This is a genomic window from Methylobacterium sp. Leaf123 (assembly GCF_001423405.1).
Lineage (GTDB): Bacteria > Pseudomonadota > Alphaproteobacteria > Rhizobiales > Beijerinckiaceae > Methylobacterium.
The window spans coordinates 274,751-291,419 of the sequence record NZ_LMNS01000039.1; the positions used below are offsets into that span (position 1 = coordinate 274,751).

Annotated in this window: 15 protein-coding genes and 1 pseudogene; 7 read left to right on the plus strand and 9 right to left on the minus strand. The window is 69.1% G+C overall.

The window, feature by feature from the left end:
• Window positions 1-134 precede the first annotated feature (134 nt).
• From ASF53_RS23345 to ASF53_RS23365, 5 genes are all read left to right on the plus strand, one after another.
• Window positions 135-2,369 (plus strand): TonB-dependent siderophore receptor, encoded by a 2,235-nt coding sequence (locus ASF53_RS23345; RefSeq protein WP_056204586.1) that lies wholly within the window; start codon window positions 135-137, stop codon window positions 2,367-2,369.
• Between the two features lie 157 nt (window positions 2,370-2,526).
• Window positions 2,527-3,012 carry a hypothetical protein gene (locus ASF53_RS23350; protein WP_056204590.1) on the plus strand — a complete coding sequence of 162 codons (486 nt, stop codon included), beginning with the start codon at window positions 2,527-2,529 and terminating at the stop codon, window positions 3,010-3,012.
• 168 nt (window positions 3,013-3,180) lie between these two features.
• On the plus strand, window positions 3,181-4,299 hold the full coding sequence (locus tag ASF53_RS23355; protein WP_056204593.1) for a pyridoxal phosphate-dependent aminotransferase: 1,119 nt from the start codon (window positions 3,181-3,183) through the stop codon (window positions 4,297-4,299).
• Complete coding sequence (locus tag ASF53_RS23360; protein WP_056204594.1) at window positions 4,296-5,234, plus strand: prephenate/arogenate dehydrogenase family protein; 939 nt, start codon at window positions 4,296-4,298, stop codon at window positions 5,232-5,234. Before ASF53_RS23355 ends, ASF53_RS23360 begins: the two co-directional genes overlap by 4 nt.
• Before the next feature lie 17 nt (window positions 5,235-5,251).
• On the plus strand, window positions 5,252-6,196 hold the full coding sequence (locus ASF53_RS23365) for a glycosyltransferase family 92 protein (protein ID WP_056204597.1): 945 nt from the start codon (window positions 5,252-5,254) through the stop codon (window positions 6,194-6,196).
• A 6-nt stretch (window positions 6,197-6,202) separates the two neighbouring features.
• Here ASF53_RS23365 and ASF53_RS23370 read toward each other — a convergent pair whose 3' ends face one another.
• A complete protein-coding gene (locus ASF53_RS23370; protein WP_056204600.1) occupies window positions 6,203-7,306 on the minus strand; it encodes a DUF2125 domain-containing protein in 1,104 nt (367 codons plus the stop codon).
• A 135-nt stretch (window positions 7,307-7,441) separates the two neighbouring features.
• The gene (locus ASF53_RS23375; protein WP_056204881.1) at window positions 7,442-7,786 is read right to left on the minus strand and encodes a hypothetical protein; all 345 of its coding nucleotides are present in this window, start codon (window positions 7,784-7,786) and stop codon (window positions 7,442-7,444) included.
• Between the two features lie 397 nt (window positions 7,787-8,183).
• On the opposite strand from ASF53_RS23375, the gene lptE reads away from it, so the two are divergent.
• Both lptE and holA read left to right on the plus strand, forming a co-directional pair.
• Window positions 8,184-8,738 (plus strand): LPS assembly lipoprotein LptE, encoded by a 555-nt coding sequence (gene lptE / locus ASF53_RS23380; RefSeq protein WP_003601459.1) that lies wholly within the window; start codon window positions 8,184-8,186, stop codon window positions 8,736-8,738.
• Between the two features lie 10 nt (window positions 8,739-8,748).
• Window positions 8,749-9,780, plus strand: a complete 1,032-nt coding sequence (holA, locus tag ASF53_RS23385) for a DNA polymerase III subunit delta (protein ID WP_056204602.1) — start codon at window positions 8,749-8,751, stop codon at window positions 9,778-9,780.
• Between the two features lie 174 nt (window positions 9,781-9,954).
• Here the strand turns inward: holA and ASF53_RS26085 are convergent.
• The 7 genes and pseudogenes from ASF53_RS26085 to mnmE all read right to left on the minus strand — a co-directional run.
• Window positions 9,955-10,065, minus strand: a pseudogene (locus ASF53_RS26085) ((S)-ureidoglycine aminohydrolase); the annotation flags it as partial.
• Window positions 10,066-10,116: 51 nt separating this feature from the next.
• Window positions 10,117-11,016 (minus strand): ParB/RepB/Spo0J family partition protein, encoded by a 900-nt coding sequence (locus ASF53_RS23390; RefSeq protein ID WP_056204605.1) that lies wholly within the window; start codon window positions 11,014-11,016, stop codon window positions 10,117-10,119.
• A 33-nt stretch (window positions 11,017-11,049) separates the two neighbouring features.
• Window positions 11,050-11,910: a ParA family protein gene (locus ASF53_RS23395; protein ID WP_056204607.1), complete on the minus strand. Its 861-nt coding sequence runs from the start codon at window positions 11,908-11,910 to the stop codon at window positions 11,050-11,052.
• On the minus strand, window positions 11,907-12,542 hold the full coding sequence (gene rsmG, locus ASF53_RS23400) for a 16S rRNA (guanine(527)-N(7))-methyltransferase RsmG (RefSeq protein WP_056204610.1): 636 nt from the start codon (window positions 12,540-12,542) through the stop codon (window positions 11,907-11,909). The genes ASF53_RS23395 and rsmG overlap by 4 nt, the downstream gene beginning before the upstream one ends.
• A gap of 34 nt (window positions 12,543-12,576) precedes the next feature.
• On the minus strand, window positions 12,577-14,451 hold the full coding sequence (mnmG, locus tag ASF53_RS23405; protein WP_056204613.1) for a tRNA uridine-5-carboxymethylaminomethyl(34) synthesis enzyme MnmG: 1,875 nt from the start codon (window positions 14,449-14,451) through the stop codon (window positions 12,577-12,579).
• Window positions 14,452-14,593: 142 nt separating this feature from the next.
• On the minus strand, window positions 14,594-14,860 hold the full coding sequence (locus tag ASF53_RS23410; protein ID WP_056204616.1) for a DUF6894 family protein: 267 nt from the start codon (window positions 14,858-14,860) through the stop codon (window positions 14,594-14,596).
• Window positions 14,861-15,290: 430 nt separating this feature from the next.
• On the minus strand, window positions 15,291-16,625 hold the full coding sequence (gene mnmE / locus ASF53_RS23415) for a tRNA uridine-5-carboxymethylaminomethyl(34) synthesis GTPase MnmE (RefSeq protein ID WP_056204619.1): 1,335 nt from the start codon (window positions 16,623-16,625) through the stop codon (window positions 15,291-15,293).
• Between the last annotated feature and the right edge of the window lie 44 nt (window positions 16,626-16,669).

Genomic DNA, 16,669 nt, shown 5'->3' on the forward strand with positions numbered 1-16,669 from the left:
CCGTCACTTACGGCTGAGCTTACGAAAACTAAGCAACAACAACAGTTTAGCATAATTCCAAACAACAGACCGATCCCATTCCGCGCGTTCCTGCGGAGGCTGTCGGCTGTTCGGGGCAGATGGGGGCCAGGAGTATGGGGTCGGTTCGCACTCTCGTCGGCGTCCGCGCCCTGCGGACGATGGCGCTGGCAGGCGCCTCCTTGATGGCCCTGACCCTTGCAGCCGCCGCGCAGCAGGCGACGGCACGGTTGGAGGAACTGTCCGTCGAAGGCAGCGGCCGGAATGCCGGCGCCACCGGCGGGCCCCCGGCCCAGCGCGGCGCCGACGGCCGCGCGGCGCCCGAGGATCCGCGCGGCCCCGTCGCCGGCTACGTCGCCACCCGCTCGGTCACCGCGACCAAGACCAACACGCCCCTGATCGAGACCCCGCAGGCGATCACCGTGATCGGCCGCGATCAGATCGAGGCGCAGGGCGCGCAGACGCTGACCCAGGCGACGCAGTACACCGCCGGCATCTATTCCGGCGTCTACGGCGCCGACGAGCGCGTCGATTTCTTCACCCTACGCGGCTTCGTGGCGAGCGATTACGGGATCTACAAGGACGGCCTGCAACTGCTGAACTACGGCTTCGGCACGCTGAAGACCGAGACCTTCGGCCTGGAGCGCATCGAGGTGCTGCGCGGCCCCGCCGCGGTCCTGTTCGGCGCGGGCAACCCCGGCGGCATCGTCAACCAGATCACCAAGCGCCCGACGCTCGCACCCTTCGGCTATGTCGAGATCGCCGGCGGCTCGTTCGGGCAGGTCTACGGCGCCTTCGATGTCGGCGGCCCGGCCGACGATTCGGGTCACCTGTTCTACCGCCTCACCGGCATCGGCCGGCAGGGCGGCACCCAGGTCGAGGGTGCGGATTCCGATCGCGCCTACATCGCCCCGGCCTTCACGTGGCGGCCGGATGCCGGCACCACTTTCACGGTGCTGACGAGCTACCAGCGCGATTCCACCGCCGTGACCGCGAACTTCCTGCCCTATGCCGGCACGGTGCGCCCCAATGCGAGCGGTCTGCGCATCGACCGCTCCCTCAACGTGGGCGATCCGCGCATCAACAGCTTCCAGCGCGAGCAGGTCTTCGCCGGCTACGAGTTCGAGCACGCGGTCAACGACGTGTGGATCGTGCGCCAGAATTTCCGCTACTCGTTCTCGGACGCAACGCAGAACTCGTATATCGGCCAGCTCGGCTACGCCGACCTGCCGCAGACGCAGCTCGCCCGCTACCAGTTCCAGTACAGCGACAAGGTCAGCCTGTTCCAGGTCGACAACCAGGCCGAGGCCCGGTTCTCCGACGGGTACTTCCTGCACGATCTGCTGTTCGGCATCGATTACAAGAACTACTCGCTCTACGACAATCAGGCCTCGCTCTTCCCCGCGCCGAACCTGAGCATCCTCAACCCGCTCTACGGGCAGATCGTCGGGCGGCCCCTGCCCTATCAGGTCGACGTCAACAGCTTCCGGCAGCTCGGCCTCTACGCCCAGGACCAGATCAAGCTCACCGACCGGCTGAGCCTGATCGGCGGCCTGCGCTACGACATCACCGACAGCGACGTGTTCCGGAAGCTCGCGCCGGCCACCAGCACGAGCCGCAGCGATGACGCGCTGACGGGGCGCATCGCGCTGCTCTACAACTTCGATCCCGGTATCGCGCCCTACGTCGCCTACTCGACTTCGTTCCAGCCGCAGATCGGCGTCGATGCCATCACCGGGGCCTCGCTGTCGCCAGATCGGGGCGAGCAGATCGAGGTCGGCCTGAAGATCGAGCCGGTCGGCGAGCGCTTCTCCCTCAACATCGCCGCCTTCGACCTCGTGCGCGACAACCCGCCCTTCCCGGTCCTCCTCGGCTTCGGCAGCACCCAGCTCGGCACCGTGCGCTCGCGCGGCATCGAGGGGCAGTTCGTCGCCAGCCTCGCGGAAGGCCTGAACGTCGTCGCGGCCGTGACCCATTACGACCTCGAATACACTCGGGTCCGGGATGCCGCCCTCGGCGACCTCGTCGGCAAGACCCCGACCAACGTGCCGGAAACCTTCGCTTCGGTCTTTGCCGACTACACCATCCCCGTGGGCGATTGGCGCGGCTTCGGCTTCGGCGGCGGCGTGCGCTATGTCGGGCGTTCCTACGCCGACCAGCTCAACAATCTGAAGGTGCCGGATTACGTGCTGTTCGACGCGACCGTGCACTACAATTGGGAGCGCTGGCGCATGGCGATCACCGCCGCCAATCTCGGCGACCGCCGCTTCGTCACCTCGTGCCAGTCGGCCAATTCCTGCTTCTACGGCGAGGCCCGCCGCGTCCTGGCGAGTGTGAGCTACCGCTGGTGAGCGCAAAGCGCGCGGGGCGGCGCGCTGGCCCGTGCACGAATCGCCGCAGGGCTGGTCCGCGGGCCCTGCATCAGCTTGGAGGCGGCGGGCGGCCGGGCTATCTCGGGTTTGCTAAGCGGATCGTGAGAATCCGTGCCTTGAGGAACGCCCCGCCGCCATGATCGTCCGCTCTCTCATCGCCGCCGCCCTGATCGGCGGCATGGTTTGCCCTGCCGTCGCGCAGGAAACCGCCCCGCCGCCCGCGCCAACCGCGCCGCAAGAGCCCTCGCAAGAGCCTTCGCGGGAGGCTGCCCCGCCGCGGCCGATCCGCAACGCGCCGAGCCCGCGGGCGCTGGAATTTGCCGCCTACATCTTCTCGGCGGTCAATGTCTGCGGCTACCGGCTCAACGCGCCCGAATTCGAGGCGCTGCTCGCCAAGCAGAACACGCGGCCCGAGGACGTGAGCCCCCGTGGCCCCTTCGGCAACCGGGTGATCGGCATCTTCACCCTGATGTCCAACCAGATGAATCTCAATCGCGAGCAGGCTTGCCTCGCGGTGGCCGGTGAGTACGGCCCCGAGGGGAACGTGGTGAAGAACGTCCTGCTGCCGCCGGGCTCCGGCGAGCCGGCCCCCGCGCCGGAAGGCAAGCCGGCACAGCCCTAGCGGACCCCATCGGTCGAGGGCCGGCACGGACGGCGAAGGGCTCGGCGTTGGTTGCGGGATCGTTGTGCTGCGAACGCGGCGGCTCCCCGTTCCCGCGAAATGCTGTAGAGGGACGGGCGATACCCGCGTCCGACTCTCCCGCTGGCCCTCGTCGACTGACCTTCGCTCATGTCCGCAACCGATCCCGTGCTTCGCCCTCAGCCGCGCCCCGGCGTGCTCGCCATCGAGGCTTACGTGCCCGGCAAGAGCGCCGCGCCGGGCGTGGCGAAGATCCATAAGCTCTCCTCCAACGAGACGCCTTTGGGCCCGAGCCCGCACGCGATCGAGGCTCTGCGCGCGGAGGCCGCGACGTTGGCCCTCTATCCCGATGGCAGCGCGACGCGTCTGCGCACGGCGATCGGCGCGCGCTACGGGATCGACCCCGCCCGCATCGTCTGCGGCGCGGGCTCGGACGAATTGCTGACGCTGCTGGCGATGGCCTTCGTCGGGCCGGGCGACGAGGGCATCTTCTGCGAGCACGGCTTCCTCGTGTACCGCATCGCGATCCTCACCGCGGGCGGCACGCCGGTGGTGGCGCCGGAAACGAACCTGACGGCGGATGTCGATGCCATCCTCGCCGCGGTCACGCCCCGCACCCGGATCGTCTACCTCGCCAACCCCAACAACCCGACCGGCACCTACCTGCCGTTCGAGGAGGTTCGCCGCCTGCAGGCCGGCCTGCCCGGCAATGTGCTCCTCGTGCTCGACGGGGCCTATGCCGAGTACGTGCGGGCCAACGACTACACCGCCGGCCTCGAAATGGCGCTCGAGGCGGCCAACGTCGTGATGACGCGCACCTTCTCGAAGATCCACGGGCTCGCGGCGCAGCGCATCGGCTGGATGGTCGGCTCCGAGGCCGTGGTCGATGCGATCAACCGCATCCGCGGGCCGTTCAACCTCTCGGCGGGCGGCATCGCGGCCGGCGCGGCGGCGATCGCCGACGAGGCCCACGTTGCCGCGGCGGTGGCCCACAACGACGAATGGCTCGCCTGGCTCACCCGCGAGGTCGAGGCGCTGGGGCTCACCGTGACGCCGAGCGTCGGCAACTTCCTGCTCCTCCACTTCTCGGACGTGCCCGGCCGCACGGCGGCGGAAGCGGATGCGCATCTGACCCGCGCGGGCGTGATCGTGCGGCGCGTCTCCTCCTACGGCCTGCCCAACGCGCTGCGGGTGACGGTCGGCGGCGAGGAGGCCAACCGCGCCTTCGTGGACGCGCTGATCGCCTTCCTGGGAGCCAAGCGTTCGTGACCATGGTGGTGGAGCGCCTCGCCATCGTGGGCCTCGGCCTGATCGGCTCCTCGATCGCCCGCGGCGCCCGGACCTACGGGCTGGCGCGGGCGATCGTGGCGATCGACCGCGACGCGGGCGTGATCGAGCGGGTGAAGGCGCTGGGTCTGGCGGAGGTGGCGAGCACCGACGCCTCGGCGGTGGCGGGCGCCGATCTCGTCATCCTCTGCGTGCCCGTCGGCGCCATCGGCGCGGTGGCGGCCGAGATCGCGCCGCATCTGAAGCCGGGCGCGGTCGTCTCCGATGTCGGCTCGGTGAAGGCGGCGGTCGTCGCGGCCGTCACGCCGCATCTCGCTCAGGGAAATCCCTTCGTTCCGGCCCATCCCGTGGCGGGCACCGAGTATTCGGGCCCGGATTCGGGGTTCGCCACCCTGTTCTCGAACCGCTGGTGCATCCTCACGCCGCCGGAAGGCACGGATCCGTTGGCCGTCGAGCGGGTGCAGGGCCTGTGGCAGGGCCTCGGCGCCATTGTCGAGACCATGACGCCCGAGCACCACGATCTCGTGCTCGCCATCACCAGCCACGTGCCGCACCTGATCGCCTACAACATCGTCGGCACGGCGGCCGACCTCGAAGAGGTCACCCAGTCGGAAGTGATCAAGTTCTCCGCCGGCGGCTTTCGCGATTTCACCCGGATCGCCGCCTCCGACCCGACCATGTGGCGCGACATCTTCCTCACCAACCGCGACGCGGTGCTGGAGATGCTCGGGCGCTTCAACGAGGATCTGTCCGCCCTGTCGCGGGCGATCCGCTGGGGGGACGGCGAGGCCCTGCACGACCTGTTCACCCGTACCCGCACGATCCGCCGCGGCATCGTCGCCATGGGGCAGGAAACCGCCGAGCCGGATTTCGGCCGCGCCCGCAACGCGGCGGCGCCTGCGGCGAAACAGAGCTGAAGGAAAGGGCGCCCGAGATGCGCACATTCGCCATCGTTGCCGTCGTCGAGGGCGCGGCCCCCGATCTGTTCGAGTGGCTCGCTTTCCACCGGGCGGTCGGCGTGCGCCACTTCGTGATCTACGACAACGGCCTCGACAGCGAAGCCGCGGCGCTCCTGAAGGCGCACGCGGCGATCGGCGTCACCACCCTCCCCTGCCCGACCCGCATCGACCGCACGCCGCTTTTTGCCGCCTACGACCATTTCCTCGCCTCGTGGGTACGGCTGTTCCGCTTCGCCGCCTTCCTCGGCACCGATGAATTCCTGGTGCCAGCGCCCGGCCGTTCGATCGACGACTGGATCGCCCGCATCCCGCCGCATGCCGGCGCGGTGGTAATCAACCGGCGCGTCTTCAATACGGCCGAGCCGGAAGGGCCGGCCTCCGGGCTCGTCCTGCGCCGTTTCCCGCGCGCTCTGACGCAGGCGGATCGCGAGGCGAACCGCGTCGTCACATCGATCTACCGGCAAGGCGCCGTCGCCACGATCGCCGACCCGCACATGACGGACCTCGTGCAGGGCGAGCGGCTGATGAGCGATTTCGGCCCCGCCGAGCCGGACCCGCATCGGCCCGGCGCCGTCCTCGCCGTGCGGCACGGCGAGATCCGGCTCAACCACTATCCCCGGCTTGCTCCGGGTACGCCGGCACCCGAAACGCGAGCGGAGACGGAGCCGTGCACCCGGACGGCCCGCTGGGTCCCGCCGACTCTCGACGAGATGCGCCATTTCCTAGCTTACGTGGAGAGCACCGCGCCGGCCGAGGCCGCGCGGCTGCGCGCGCGCCTCGCCGCCGTGCCCGAACTGGCCCAGCCGGTCGCGCCGCGGGAGCATCGCCTCTGGCGGCTGCGCCATCTGCACAGGCCGCGGGTGGAAGCCGCCGGGCGCTTCGTCCGGCGCAAGATCTTTGGGTCGCCGCGCCCCTGGTGAGCCTCCTCAGTACAGGGCCGGCAGCACCACGTTCGGCACGGCGAGCGGGCCGAGCATCAGGCGTCCGTCGTTCAGGCGCAGCGTCGGCAGGGGCTTGAGGCCGTTGGGGCTGTCGGCCGCTTGCGCCTCGCCGGCTGCGCTCTCGCGCTTGCGCAGTCCGCCGAGGAACTGGCCGACGAGGTTGCCGATCAGCGCGCCCTTGTCCGCGCCGTAGCGCTGCCCCATCACCTGCCCGATCAGGGCTTCGAGCCCGAGCGCGCGGATGTCGAAGCGTCCCTCGGGGCGATGCGCCTCGTCGAGGCCAACTTCACCCTTGGCCTGAAGGCGGCGCTCGCCCTTGGCGATCGACAAGCGGGTCACCTCGAGGCGGCCGTCCGCCTGACGCCATTTCTCCAATTCCCGCGCCACCGTGCCGGTGCGCAGCACCGTGGCCCGCTCGATCGTCGTGTCGAGATCGACATCGGCCGGATCGCTGCTGCCGCTCAGGGCATCGAGCTGCGGCACGGCTGCCTTGGCGAGGCGCAGGCTGACATCGACGGCGCCGTCGTTCTCGAAGCGGTCGGGGGTCGGCCGGGCGTGCAGTTCGAGATGCTGGGCGGCGAAGTCCACCGGGCCCGGATCGGGGGATTGCACCGTACCCTTGGGGCCATCGACGACGAAAGAGGCGCGGCTGAACCCGTTCGAGGCGGCGTGGATGCTCGCCTCGAGAGAGGTCCAGGTCACGTCGGCGGTCAGGTCGCCCTGCTCGACATGGAAGGGGCCGGCGACCTCGAGAACGGCGTGGCGCGGATCGTAGACCTGCACCACGGCGGTGGTCGGCCCGAGGGTGAACTTCCCGTCGGAACGGGCGAAGCGGACCGAGCCGCAGCGCAGTTCGAGGCGGAAGGGATAACCGGTGATCGAGCGGTCGGCGCAGGTCCATTGCCGGCCGGCCTGCGCCTCACGGGCGAGCCACGCATCCATCTCGCTCTCGGCCTTGCCGCGGATGAAGAACCACGCGGTGGTCCAGGCGATGACGAGGGTGGCAAGCAGGATATAGGGGAGGAACAGGCCGATTCGCCGCCGCCGGGGGGGCGGTCCGCCGGAAATCGGATCGGGTGTCTGCGCCATCGGCCTCGTTCCTGCGCGGCCCGGCAGGAGAGGCCGGACGCCCCCGTGTTTGGAGACCGGGGCTGTCCAAGGCAAGGCCCCTGCCCACCCTCCGGCTTTCACAGCCCGGAAAGGGGAGGCCGGCCGAACGCCGGATCAGGCGTTCGTCGGCTCCGTGTCGGCGGCGAGGTCCTGCACGACGGCGCGGCGCTCGTTCTCTCCCTCGGCGAGGCGGTGAACATGCATCTCCGTCGCGCCTTCCTGGCGGGCGCGGGCGAGCCAGTTGCGGTGCAGGCGCTCGCGCGGCCCCTTGCCGGTCGCGGCAATGGAAACGGCCTGGGCAATGCCGGCCTCGTCTCGCCGCACGGCGATGACCACCGCCTCATCGACCTCGGCGAGGTCGGGCTCGGCGAGTTCGTGGACGCCGACGACGTAGCGGCGGCCGGACCGCCCGCGCCACGCGCTCAGCGCGGGGGCGGCAACGCCGCGCAGGCCCGCCATGGTTCGGAGACGCTCCTCGCGCACATCCGCTCTCCGGGATCGATCGTCCTTCAGATCGCGGAGCGCGACCGACCAGGACAGGGCTCGTTTGTTCGCCATTTGTTCTGTTCTACAGCGCTCGTCCGATCGCCGTCAAGGCGCTGGTTCGGAACGGTTTCCGGGGTCAGGATAAGGTGGGGATCGCCGCTTGGTTCCACAAGCGATATTGCCCCCCGGCGTCCCGATTCGAATGCGCGATCATCGTCCCGCCGCACAGCATTCTTAAAGCATGAGTCTGGCAGGGTGACCGGGCGCGATGCCTGCCGTACAAGCGAAGCGGTGTGCTGCGCTTGGGGTCGGAGCGACGGTTTTCGGACGGATCGACGTGACGCGGCGGGGAACAGCCTTGGGGCAGGGTATGGGTGTGGCGAGGAACAGGCCGGGGGTTCGGATCGCGCGGCTCGCGCTCGCCGCCGGCCTCGCGCTGAATCTCGGTGCCTGCTTTCGTCCCCTCTACGGGCCGACGGCCTCGGGCGAATCGATGCAGGGCCTGCTCGCCGCGATCCAGGTCGATGACGTGAACATGGCGCAGGATCAGGAGCGCCTCGGGCACTACCTGCGCAGCGAGTTGATCTTCGATCTCGACGGTTCCGGCCAAGCGGCTGTGCCCAAGCGCTACCGGCTGAAGATGCAGGGCTCCGAGCAGGTCCAGACGCCGATTGTCTCCTCGACCACGGCGCGAGCCGAGGCGGGTACCATCGTCGGTACGGTGAAGTTCTCGCTGGAGAGCCTGGACGGGCGCCGCGTCCTCACCGAGGGCGTCGCGACCGGCACAGCGACTTACGACCGTTCGATCCAGCGTTTCGCCTCCCTGCGCGCCGCGCGTGACGCCGAGATCCGCCTCGCCAAGGTGCTGGCCGAGCAGATCAAGACCCGGATCGCCTCCGTCCTTACCGTCAAGACGAACCCCTGACGGGCCCGGCATGACGGCGGTCAAAGCCGGCGATGTCGAGGGGCTGGTCCGGCGCGGCCCCGATCCGCGCATCGCGGTGGTTCTGGTCTACGGGCCGGATGTCGGGCTCGTCGCCGACCGGGCGATGCGGCTGGTCCGGGGGATGGTCGCCGACCCCGACGACCCCTTCGCGCTCATCAGGATCGACGGCGACACCCTCGCCTCCGATCCCGGTCGCTTGGTGGACGAGGCCGGCACCGTTGGCCTGTTCGGCGGCAGCCGCACGATCTGGGTGCGCTCCGGCAGCCGCAACTACGCACCGGCCGTCGATACGGTGTTGAAGGCGTCAACCGACGGGGTCCGCATCGTCGTGGAGGCCGGCGACCTCGCTCGCTCCGCCCCCCTGCGCACGCTCTGCGAAGGCTCACCCAAGGCGCTTGCCCTACCCTGCTACCCAGACGACGAGCGCACGCTTGCCGACCTGATCGAGCGCACGTTGCAGGAGGACGGGCTGCGCATTGATCGCGACGCCCGCGACCTGCTGACCGGCAGCCTCGGCAGCGACCGCCGCGCCAGCCTCTCCGAGATCGGTAAGCTCGCCCTCTACGCCCGCGGCCAGGGCAGCGTCGGCGTGGATGATGTCGAGGCGATCGTCAGCGATGTCGGCGCAAGCGTGCTCAACGCCCTGATCGACGCGGCCTTCGCCGGCCGGGCCAGCGAGGCCGAGCGCGAGTATCGCCGCTTCCGCCATGAGGGGATGGACCCCTCGGCGATGCTCGGCGCCGGTTTGCGCCACGCCCTCACCCTGCTCTCTCTGCGCCTCGACAATCCGCGCGGTAGCGCCAGCCAGATCGTCGCCAATTGGCGCGGCCTGCATTTCCGCCGCAAGGCCTTGGCCGAAACTCAGCTTGCCCGCTGGTCGGCACCGGGGCTGCAACAGGCCGTGGCGTGGCTTCAGGACGCGGTGCTCGCTTGCCGTCGCTCGGAGCCGGATCTCGCTCACGCCCAGGCGCAGGGCGTGTTCCTGCGGATCGCTATCGAGGCCGCGCGGCGGCGGGCCTGAGGGCTGAGCGAAGCCACCCAGATATCCTCGGTGTCAGCACCCCGAGCCAGATGCCGTCTCGGTAGCTCGCCCCTACCGCAGCGGGGTGCCGAAGGCGAGCGGCAGGACCGTACGCTCATCGACATCGGAGCAGCCGACGACGAGGAAGCCCGTCATTGGCCGCGCCAGCACTCAGGCGCGGGTCTTCTCCCTGAAGGGGAACGGGCTCGTCACGATGTCGCGCATGACCCCTTTCGGGATCACGGCATAGGCCTCACTGAAAGCCACGCGTCCGGTATGGAGACTGTCTAGTCGGGAAGGCCGCCACTCATTTCGTGAGACCGGCGGTTCATTCTCTCAGGCTCCGCCGAGCTTGCGGCAGAGGGCATCGCGCTCCTCGGCGCTGGCGTAGCGGATGCGGATCTCGCCCTCCCCGCTCGCCTTGGCCTTCACCGCCACGCTGTAGCCGAGCGCCCGGCCGAGCACGTCTTCCAGTGAGCGCAGGGCGGCGTCGCCCTCGGCGGAGCGGCGCGGACGGCCAGGACGCGGCGTGTCGTCCTGCGGGGTCTCTGCGGCGGCCAGCGCCTCGACCTCACGCACCGACAGCCCTTCGGCCACGATCCGGCGGGCCACCGCCTCCGGATCGCGCACGGAGAGAAGGGCGCGGGCATGGCCGGCGGTGATTTCGCTGGCGATCACCCGGTCCTGAATCGCCGGGGGAAGCTGGAGGAGGCGCAGGGTGTTGGCGAGATGGCTGCGGCTCTTGCCGAGCAGGTCGGCCAGCTCGGCCTGGGTATATTTGAACTCGCCCATCAGACGCTCGTAGCCCGACGCCTCTTCGATGGCGTTCAGGTCGGCCCGCTGGACGTTTTCCAGAATTGCGTATTCGAGCGAGGTGCGGTCGTCGATCTCGACGACCACCACCGGCACCTCGTTGAGGCCCGCGCGCTGGGCGGCGCGCCAGCGGCGCTCGCCAGCCACGATTTCGAAGGTGCCCGGCACCCCTGAAAGCGCGCGCACAACGATCGGCTGGATCACGCCGCGCTGGCGGATCGAGGCGGCCAGTTCGTCGAGTTCCGGCTCCGAGAAGCGGCGGCGCGGGTTGCGCGGGTTCGGGCGCAGGAACTCCACCGCCACCTTGCGCTGCGCGTGTGCGGCGGCCGTGCGGGCCGCCTCCTCCGGTGCGTCGTCGGAAAAGTCGCCGATCAGCGCCGCAAGGCCGCGTCCGAGCCGCGGCCGCGCCGCATCATCCGCCATTGCCACGATTGAAACTCCAAACCATCAAGAGACTTAGGCGGCTGCGGCGGGCGGGGGCGCGCGGCCCTCGCGCTGGATCACTTCGGAGGCAAGCCGCAGATAGGCCTGCGATCCGGCGCATTTCAGATCGTAGAGCAGCACCGGCTTGCCGTGCGACGGCGCTTCCGAAACGCGCACATTGCGCGGGATCATCGTCTCGTAGACCTTATCGCCCATGAAGCCGCGGACATCGGCGACGACCTGGGTCGAGAGGTTGTTGCGCGGGTCGTACATGGTCAGCACGACGCCCTGGATCTGGAGTTTAGGATTCAGCGCTTGGCGAACCTGCTCCACCGTGCGCAGCAACTGGCTCAGTCCTTCGAGGGCGAAGAACTCGCATTGCAACGGCACCATCACCGCATCGGCCGCGGCGAGCGCATTGATGGTGAGCAGGTTGAGCGAAGGCGGGCAATCGATCAGCACGTAGCTGATCGGTTCCATTCCCTCCGGCATCGTGAGATCGCGCAGGATGTTGCGCAGGCGGTGGGCCCGGTCGGACGCGCTCGCCAGTTCGAGTTCGAGGCCGAGCAGATCCATCGTCGAGGGGGCGACGGAGAGGCGCGGCACCGCCGTCGGCGTGATGGCGTCCACCAGCGGCGCCTCGCCGGCCATGACATGGTAGGTCGAAACCTTGCGGCGGCGACGATCGATGCCGAGTCCGGTCGAGGCGTTGCCCTGCGGATCGAGGTCGATCACCAGAACCTGCTCGCCGATGGCGGCCAGCGCCGTGCCGAGATTGATCGCCGTCGTGGTTTTGCCGACGCCGCCCTTCTGGTTCGCGAGCGCGAGCACGCGCAGCGGTTTGGCTTGAGCAGGAGCAACCTGCGCCGGTGAGGCCGTGGGTGAGTCGGTCATGGGTCCACGCGGGAAAGCGACGTGACGCGCACAATCCGTGCCTGCGAGTCGGTGCGGCTCGGAATCAGGTCGCGGGTGAATGTCCACTCATCCTCGGCCTCGGTCAATTCCGTGGCTGCATCACGTCCCTTCGGAAACAGCCCGACGGTGCCTCTTGTCAACAAAGGTTCGGTCCAGGCGAGCAGTTGCGTCAGGGGGGCCAGCGCACGGGCGCAGACGATTTCGGTGTCGGTGAGGGTACCGATCACCGTTTCGATGCGTGCATTGTGCACGGTGACCGGTGCACCGGTGAGGCGCGCGGTCTCCGAGAGGAAGGCGCATTTGCGGGCGTTGCTCTCAACCAAGTGGACATGGAAGCCCGGTCGCTCTTTGCCGGCAATGGCGAGGATGAGGCCGGGGATGCCGGCGCCCGAGCCGAGGTCAAGCCAGCGGGTTGCATCCGGCGCGACGGTCAGAAGTTGGAGGGCGTCGTCGATGTGCCGGTGCCAGACCTCTTTCAGCGTCGCGGGACCGACAAGGTTTTTGACGGTCTGCCAGCGCGTGAGCTGTGCAACGTAGAGATCGAGAGACGCGGCTGTTTCACGTGAAACATGATGCTCGCTCAGGACGCGTGTACGCAGATCAGTGCTCATTCCGCCGTCCTTGTATCGGGGCAGGCTGGCATTCTCATGCCGAGGCCTGGACCCGGCCCCGGCGGGCATGGGCGGCAAGCAGGGTCAGAGCGGCCGGCGTCACGCCCTCGATGCGCGCGGCCTGCCCCAGGGTGGTCGGGCGCACGCCGTCGAGCTTCGCGCGCATCTCGTTGGAGAGGCCGGCGATGGCGCCGTAATCGAGGGAGGTCGGCAAGCGCACGGCCTCGTCGCGGCGGAAGGCCGTGATGTCGGCCTGTTGCCGATTGAGATAGACGGCGTAGGTTGCGTCCGTCCGCAGGCGCTCCGCGACCCGCGGCGGCACCGCTGCCAATTCGGGCCAGACCGCCGCGAGCCGGTCCCAGCCGATCTCCGGGTAGGATAGGATCTGGAAGGCACTGCGGCGCAGGCCGTCATGGTTGAGGGCGAGGCCGTGCTGGGCCGCCTCGTTCGGGGTAAGGCTCAAGCTGTCGAGCCGGGTGCGTGCCTCGGACAACGCCGTCTGCGAAGCGGCGAAATGCGCGGCCCGGACTGAGCCGACACAGCCGAGCGCCGCGCCGCGGGGCGTGAGGCGTTCGTCGGCATTGTCGACGCGCAGGCTCAGGCGGTACTCCGAGCGCGAGGTGAACATGCGGTAGGGTTCGCTCACCCCGTGGGTGACGAGGTCATCAATCATCACGCCGAGATAGGATTCGGCCCGGTCGAAGATCGCGAGTTCGGAGCCGCCGGCCAGCCGGGCCGCATTGAGGCCGGCGACGAGCCCCTGCCCTGCCGCCTCCTCGTATCCAGTGGTGCCGTTGATCTGGCCCGCCAGGAACAAGCCGGACAGACGCTTGGTCTGGAGCGTCGCGTCGAGTTCACGCGGATCGACGTAGTCGTACTCGATGGCGTAGCCGGGGCGCAGGATGCGGGTGCGCTCCAGCCCCGGGATGGCTGCGATAATGCCGGCCTGAACCTCCTCGGGAAGCGCGGTCGAGATGCCGTTCGGGTAGACGGTCGGATCGTCGAGCCCCTCCGGCTCCAGGAAGATCTGGTGGCCCTCGCGGTCACCGAAGCGCACGACCTTGTCTTCGATCGAGGGACAGTAGCGCGGGCCGCGGCTGCTGATCCCGCCGGAATACATCGGCGAGCGATGGAGGTTGGCTCGGATCAGGTCATGCACCGCCTGCGTCGTGCGGGTGATGCCGCAGGCGATCTGCGGTGTGGTGATCCGTTCGGTCAGAGTCGAGAACGGGACGGGCTCTGCGTCCGCGTGCTGCATCTCCAAAGCGGCCCAATCGATCGTGCGTCCATCGAGACGCGGCGGCGTGCCGGTCTTCAGGCGGCCGAGGCGGAAGCCGTGCCGGTCGAGTGTGCGCGCCAACCCGACGGCGGGCTCTTCGCCGACGCGGCCAGCGGGGATCTGGCGCTCGCCGATATGGATGAGGCCGCGCAGGAAGGTGCCTGTCGTGATGACCACGGCTGCCGCGGTCAGGGTGCGCCCATCCGCGAGCACCACACCCGCGACACGGCCTGAATGCACGGTCAGGTCGTCGGCCTCGCCCTCGATCACGGTGAGTTCCGGGGTCTCCGCGACCGCCGCCTGCATGGCCCGGGCGTAGAGCGCCCGGTCGGCCTGCGTGCGGGGGCCGCGGACGGCCGGGCCCTTGCGGCGATTGAGCAGGCGGAACTGGATGCCGGCGGCATCCGCGACGCGGCCCATCAGCCCGTCGAGGGCATCCACCTCACGCACGAGGTGCCCCTTGCCGAGACCGCCGATGGCCGGGTTGCAGGACATCGCGCCGATGGTGGCCGCCCGATGCGTCACCAAAGCGGTGCGGGCGCTGACGCGTGCGGCGGCCGCAGCGGCCTCGACGCCGGCATGGCCACCGCCGACGACGATGACGTCGTAACTGGAAGAATGGGCGTGCATGACCCGTGCTTATGCGCGCGCCATCCAACAGGTCAACGCGGACCCGCTTCATCGCCCCGGTTAGCGGTGGTTCGCCGCCTTCGGCCCGGCCCCATCGTCGCTGCGACCTGGAAGGGAGGCGAAGGATCCGGCGCGGTTCAGGTTAGGCGGCGGAGCGGTGTGGCTCGGAGGCCGTCGAAGTCAGGGAGGGGCGTATCCGCAGCTCGATGCAGAAGGTCTCGGAGGTCGCCTCCTCGATCACTTCCAGCGACCACGTATCCCCGACGCTCAGCCGATGGCCCGATTCCTTGAGCAGCGAGCCGGCATAGTGGACGGCTGTGCGCAGGGCCGCTTCCCGATTGGCGCATTCGACCCCATCGTCATCCGTGATGCCGAGGCCGTCATGCACATTGAAGAAGTACTTGGGCATAGCGCAGTCAATAATTGAACGCAAAGGTAAGCAATGATGCCTTAAGTTTCGTTACGAATAAAGGCTCGTTTTAATGTTTTGTTGGGCAGTTTGCGCTCATGCGCTGCCACGAAAATCTATGTAGCGGCAAAAATTGCTCAGACTATCTTACGACTATAAGAATATGTTACGGCGTCCGACGGCAAATCGCGCGCGTCCTATCGCCCGCAATAAAATTACGGAAAATGGCACTGTCGTGGGTTGGGACGCTCTGTCCAGCCATTTGGGCCAGGGCGAGTTCTGCTTTCTCCACCCTCCCCTCCGCGGCGCCGACGGGCGCACCGAGATCTGGGCGATCGACGCATCGCGGCCCTTCAGTAGGCGGTGATCAGCTTCCGAATCATTTACGGTAACCGGATCGCGGTGTTCCCGCGCTAGCCCCTGGCGGCCGCTACTTGCCGATGCAGAAGCCGGCGAAGAGGCGGTTCAGCATCTCCTCGACGCCGACATGGCCCCCGACCTCACCGAGCGCTCGGACGGCGAGCCGGAGATCCTCCGCCACCAGTTCCGGCGGGAAGCCGATTGAGGCGGTGGCGACGCGGTCGAGATGATCCACGGCGCGGGACAAAGCCTCCCGATGACGCTCGCGGGTCACGAGGGCGTCGCCCTGGCCGAGGGCCGTTTGGGCTGCGGCCTGGATGGCATCCAAGAGCGCGTCGAGCCCGGCACCCGTGACGGCCGAGACGGCGAGACTGCCCTCCCCCGGCTCTTGCGGCGCGAGATCGGTTTTCGTGCGAACGAGTAAGACCGGGGCATCCGCAAGACGCTCGGCGTCGGCATTGCCGTCCGCCGGCACGAGATGGAGCACGAGGTCGGCGCTGCGGATACGGCTTTGCGTGCGCTTGACGCCCTCGGCCTCGATCACGTCCGTTGTCTCGCGCAGGCCCGCGGTATCGACCAGCACGACCGGCAGCCCACCGAGATCGCAGCGCACCTCGATGGCATCGCGGGTCGTGCCCGGAATGTCCGAGACGATGGCCGCATCGCGCCCACTCAGCGCATTGAGCAGCGTCGATTTTCCGGCGTTGGGAGCGCCCGCCAGCACAACGCAGAACCCCTCGCGCAGGCGCTCGCCCCGGCGTCCATCGGCCAGTGCGGCTCGGATCGCATCGCGCAAGGCTGCGGCGCGACCGGACAGGGCGGCGTCGAGGCCGGCCTCATCGACATCGCCCTCATCGGCAAAATCGAGGGCCGCCTCGGCTCCGGCGAGCAGATCGATGCCGGTCTCGCGCCATGCGGCGACTTGGCGGCCGAGGGCGCCGTCGAGCTGGCGAAGGGCCTGGACACGCTGCGCTTCGGTCTCGGCGTCGATGAGATCGGCGATCCCCTCCGCCTCGGTGAGGTCGATGCGACCGTTGAGGAAGGCGCGGCGGCTGAACGCCCCGGCCTCCGCCGGCCGGCAACCCGGCACGCTTCCGAGCGCCCGAAGCACGGCGGACCGCACGGCAAGGCCCCCATGCAGGTGCAATTCGGCCATATCCTCGCCGGTGGCGGTGGCCGGGCCCGGCAGCCATGCCACCAGGGCCTGGTCGAGGATATTGCGGGATTTGGGGTCGCGCAGGCGGCGCAGGGAGAGACGACGCGGTTCCGGGCGTCCGCCGGCCAGCCGGTCGAGCACGGTCCCCGCCGCCGGCCCGCTGATGCGCACCACGGCCACCGCCGCACGGCCAAAGCCGCTCGCCGGGGCGAAGATGGTGTCGTCGCGGTCGGGAAGGGGTGGGGGCATGGCGGTCAGGATTGTCGTGCCGCCGCGCCCGCTTCCTCTTGCGT

Excerpts from the sequence above, each read along its gene's own strand:
- rsmG (WP_056204610.1), bottom strand. The coding sequence starts at position 12,542 with ATGAGCACTGATCTGCGTACACGCGTCCTGAGCGAGCATCATGTTTCA.
- ASF53_RS23390 (WP_056204605.1), bottom strand. The coding sequence starts at position 11,016 with ATGGCGGATGATGCGGCGCGGCCGCGGCTCGGACGCGGCCTTGCGGCG.
- ASF53_RS23355 (WP_056204593.1), top strand. The coding sequence starts at position 3,181 with ATGTCCGCAACCGATCCCGTGCTTCGCCCTCAGCCGCGCCCCGGCGTG.
- ASF53_RS23345 (WP_056204586.1), top strand. The coding sequence starts at position 135 with ATGGGGTCGGTTCGCACTCTCGTCGGCGTCCGCGCCCTGCGGACGATG.
- mnmG (WP_056204613.1), bottom strand. The coding sequence starts at position 14,451 with ATGCACGCCCATTCTTCCAGTTACGACGTCATCGTCGTCGGCGGTGGC.
- ASF53_RS23410 (WP_056204616.1), bottom strand. The coding sequence starts at position 14,860 with ATGCCCAAGTACTTCTTCAATGTGCATGACGGCCTCGGCATCACGGAT.
- ASF53_RS23370 (WP_056204600.1), bottom strand. The coding sequence starts at position 7,306 with ATGGCGCAGACACCCGATCCGATTTCCGGCGGACCGCCCCCCCGGCGG.
- mnmE (WP_056204619.1), bottom strand. The coding sequence starts at position 16,625 with ATGCCCCCACCCCTTCCCGACCGCGACGACACCATCTTCGCCCCGGCG.
- ASF53_RS23395 (WP_056204607.1), bottom strand. The coding sequence starts at position 11,910 with ATGACCGACTCACCCACGGCCTCACCGGCGCAGGTTGCTCCTGCTCAA.
- ASF53_RS23375 (WP_056204881.1), bottom strand. The coding sequence starts at position 7,786 with ATGGCGGGCCTGCGCGGCGTTGCCGCCCCCGCGCTGAGCGCGTGGCGC.
- lptE (WP_003601459.1), top strand. The coding sequence starts at position 8,184 with ATGGGTGTGGCGAGGAACAGGCCGGGGGTTCGGATCGCGCGGCTCGCG.
- holA (WP_056204602.1), top strand. The coding sequence starts at position 8,749 with ATGACGGCGGTCAAAGCCGGCGATGTCGAGGGGCTGGTCCGGCGCGGC.
- ASF53_RS23350 (WP_056204590.1), top strand. The coding sequence starts at position 2,527 with ATGATCGTCCGCTCTCTCATCGCCGCCGCCCTGATCGGCGGCATGGTT.
- ASF53_RS23365 (WP_056204597.1), top strand. The coding sequence starts at position 5,252 with ATGCGCACATTCGCCATCGTTGCCGTCGTCGAGGGCGCGGCCCCCGAT.